Source organism: Nocardia tenerifensis NBRC 101015, from assembly GCF_000308715.1.
Classification (GTDB): Bacteria; Actinomycetota; Actinomycetes; order Mycobacteriales; family Mycobacteriaceae; genus Nocardia; species Nocardia tenerifensis.
Genome location: NZ_BAGH01000481.1, coordinates 1 through 2,367 on the forward strand (window position 1 = coordinate 1; position 2,367 = coordinate 2,367).

Sequence of the window (2,367 nt, forward strand, 5' to 3'; positions counted from 1 at the left end):
CGTATTCGGCGTTCGCGCCGCCCAGCACCACCCCGTAGACGGCCTCGCCGACCTGGAACTCGAAGACGCCGGGGCCGAGTTCCTCGACGACGCCCGAGACGTCCAAACCCAGTGTCAGCGGCATACTTCCGAACTCGCCGAGCTGTCCGGAGCGCAGTTTCCAGTCCGCCGCGTTGATGCTCGTGGCGGCGACCCGCACCAGCACCTCCCCCGCTCCCGGCCGCGGCCGCTCCACCTCTGTCTCCTCGAGAACTTCCGGACCGCCGTACGCGCGCTGCGTGATTGCCAACATGCCGATGATTCTGCGGCGACCTAGTATCCATTGGAAAGAAGGCACTTTGATGATCCCGAGGTACCCGATGGATACTGCCCCCGCGCCCACGCTGGTCGAGGCCTACGTGCAGCACTGCCCCGCCCGCGAGGTTCTCTCCGTGCTCGCCGACAAGTGGGTGCTGCTGGTTCTCGGCGTGCTGCGCGCCCACGACGGCCCGGTGCGCTTCAACGAGCTCCGCCGCCACCTCGACGGCGTCACCCAGAAGATGCTCACCCGCACGCTGCGCAACCTCGAGCGCGAAGGTCTGGTGCACCGGGCGGTGTACCCGACGGTCCCGCCCAAGGTCGAGTACTCGCTCACCGACATGGGCGAGAGCATCGGCGAGATCAGCCACATGATGGGCGTCTGGGCCGTCCAGCATCAGGATCGGATCGTCGCCGCCCGCGCGGCTTTCGACAGCCGGCCGGAGCCCGAGGCGCTGACCAACTGATTGCCTGCGTGTCGTTGCACGGTTTTCGCGAATTGTCGTGTTATAGCGACGCGGTTTGGCGGTGCATGGCGCGGGTAGGCCGCATAGAGAGGGGCATGGTGGTCGGTGACGACCACGGAACGGCCGGGATCGATGCACGGTTCGTGGTGATCACTCCGGCCTAAAATTGGAGTTTGCTGCCTACCACCATCTCGAAGGGGTGGAGCCAATGAGAAAAGTCATTCGATATCTCTTCCTAACGATCTTGGTCGCGGTCATGGCCGCGTTCTGGTCCGGAACCTCGACCGCGACGCTGATCGGAAACACCACCGCGGCGAGTCCGGTCGAAGCCATCGGACCAGCGAACGGACAGGTCGTCGGCGTCGCCCATCCGGTGACCATCCGCTTCGCGGCGCCGATCGCCGATCGCGCCAAAGCCGAGCGGAGTATCGACATCGAAGCCACCGAACCGCTGACCGGGACGTTCGCGTGGACCAGTGATCGCGAGGCGGTGTGGACGCCGACCGGCTTCCTGCCCGCCAATTCCCGCATCACCGTCGGTGTCGGCAACACCCGCACCGAATTCAACACCAACCCGGGCGTTTTCGGCGACGGTGACATGTCGGCGCACACATTCACGCTGACCGTCGGCGGCATTCCGCGGACAATGCCCGCGTCGTTCGGCAAGCCGCGCTATCCGACGCCGGAGGGCACCTTCCCCGTGCTGGAGAAGGCGCGCACCGTGGTGTTCGACTCGCGCACCATCGGCATTCCGCTGAGTTCGCCGGAGGGCTATGTGATCAACGGTGAATTCGCCGAGCGCCTCACCTGGGGTGGCGTCTATATCCACTCCGCGCCGTGGTCGGTCGACGACCAGGGCAACGCGAATGTCAGCCACGGCTGCATCAATCTCGCGCCGGAGAACGCCGAATGGGTGTACAACACCATTGATGTCGGCGATCCCGTCACCGTGCATTGGTGATCGAGTTCAGCGCCCGGACCGCCTGAGGCGGTCCGGCTCGCCCCTCGCCCGGGCTCGTGCCATGATCGAGCGAATGAGACGCGAGGTCTCAGTCGCCGACACGTGGCAGGAGCCGACCGATGACCGCACCCCGCTCGGATATCGAATTCCCGTCTGCGGGCACCACAGTCCGAGGCTGGCTGTACCGGCCGGCGACGACCGACGGCGCGGTCCCGGTGGTAGTCATGGCGCACGGATTGGGCGCCGTCAAGGAGATGCGCCTCGACGCCTTCGCCGAGCGTTTCGCCGCCGCCGGAATCGCCGTGGTGGTCTTCGACTATCGCCATTTCGGCGCGAGCGACGGCGAGCCGCGACAGGTGCTGAGCATCGGCCGTCAACTCGCCGACTGGACGGCGGCGATCGACTACGCCGCGACTCTCGACGGCGTTGATCCGTCCCGAATCGCTGTATTCGGAACGTCTTTCAGCGGCGGTCACGTGCTGCGCGTCGCCGCGCGCGATCGGCGCGTGGCGGCGGTGGTCTCGCAGTGCCCGTTCACCGACGGGCTCGCCTCGGCGCCCACCGTCGGGCTGCGGCCGCTGCTCGGCATCGCGACCCGCGCGGTAGCGGATGTGGCCAGCGCAGCCGTGCGCCGAGGGCCGG

4 protein-coding genes are annotated in these 2,367 nt (G+C 67.0%); 3 read left to right on the forward strand and 1 reads right to left on the reverse strand.

The window, feature by feature from the left end; translation table 11 throughout:
• On the reverse strand, positions 1–292 hold a 292-nt coding region (locus ON39_RS34205), incomplete at its 3' end, for an alcohol dehydrogenase catalytic domain-containing protein (RefSeq protein ID WP_040740436.1).
• Positions 293–359: 67 nt separating this feature from the next.
• Here ON39_RS34205 and ON39_RS34210 point away from each other — a divergent pair.
• The 3 genes from ON39_RS34210 to ON39_RS34220 form a co-directional block, all read left to right on the forward strand.
• Positions 360–764, forward strand: coding sequence for a winged helix-turn-helix transcriptional regulator (locus ON39_RS34210; RefSeq protein WP_040740437.1), 405 nt, complete (start codon positions 360–362; stop codon positions 762–764).
• 208 nt (positions 765–972) lie between these two features.
• A complete protein-coding gene (locus tag ON39_RS34215; RefSeq protein WP_040740438.1) occupies positions 973–1,725 on the forward strand; it encodes a L,D-transpeptidase in 753 nt (250 codons plus the stop codon).
• A gap of 119 nt (positions 1,726–1,844) precedes the next feature.
• A partial coding sequence (locus ON39_RS34220) for an alpha/beta hydrolase (protein ID WP_040740439.1) occupies positions 1,845–2,367 on the forward strand: 523 nt, incomplete at its 3' end.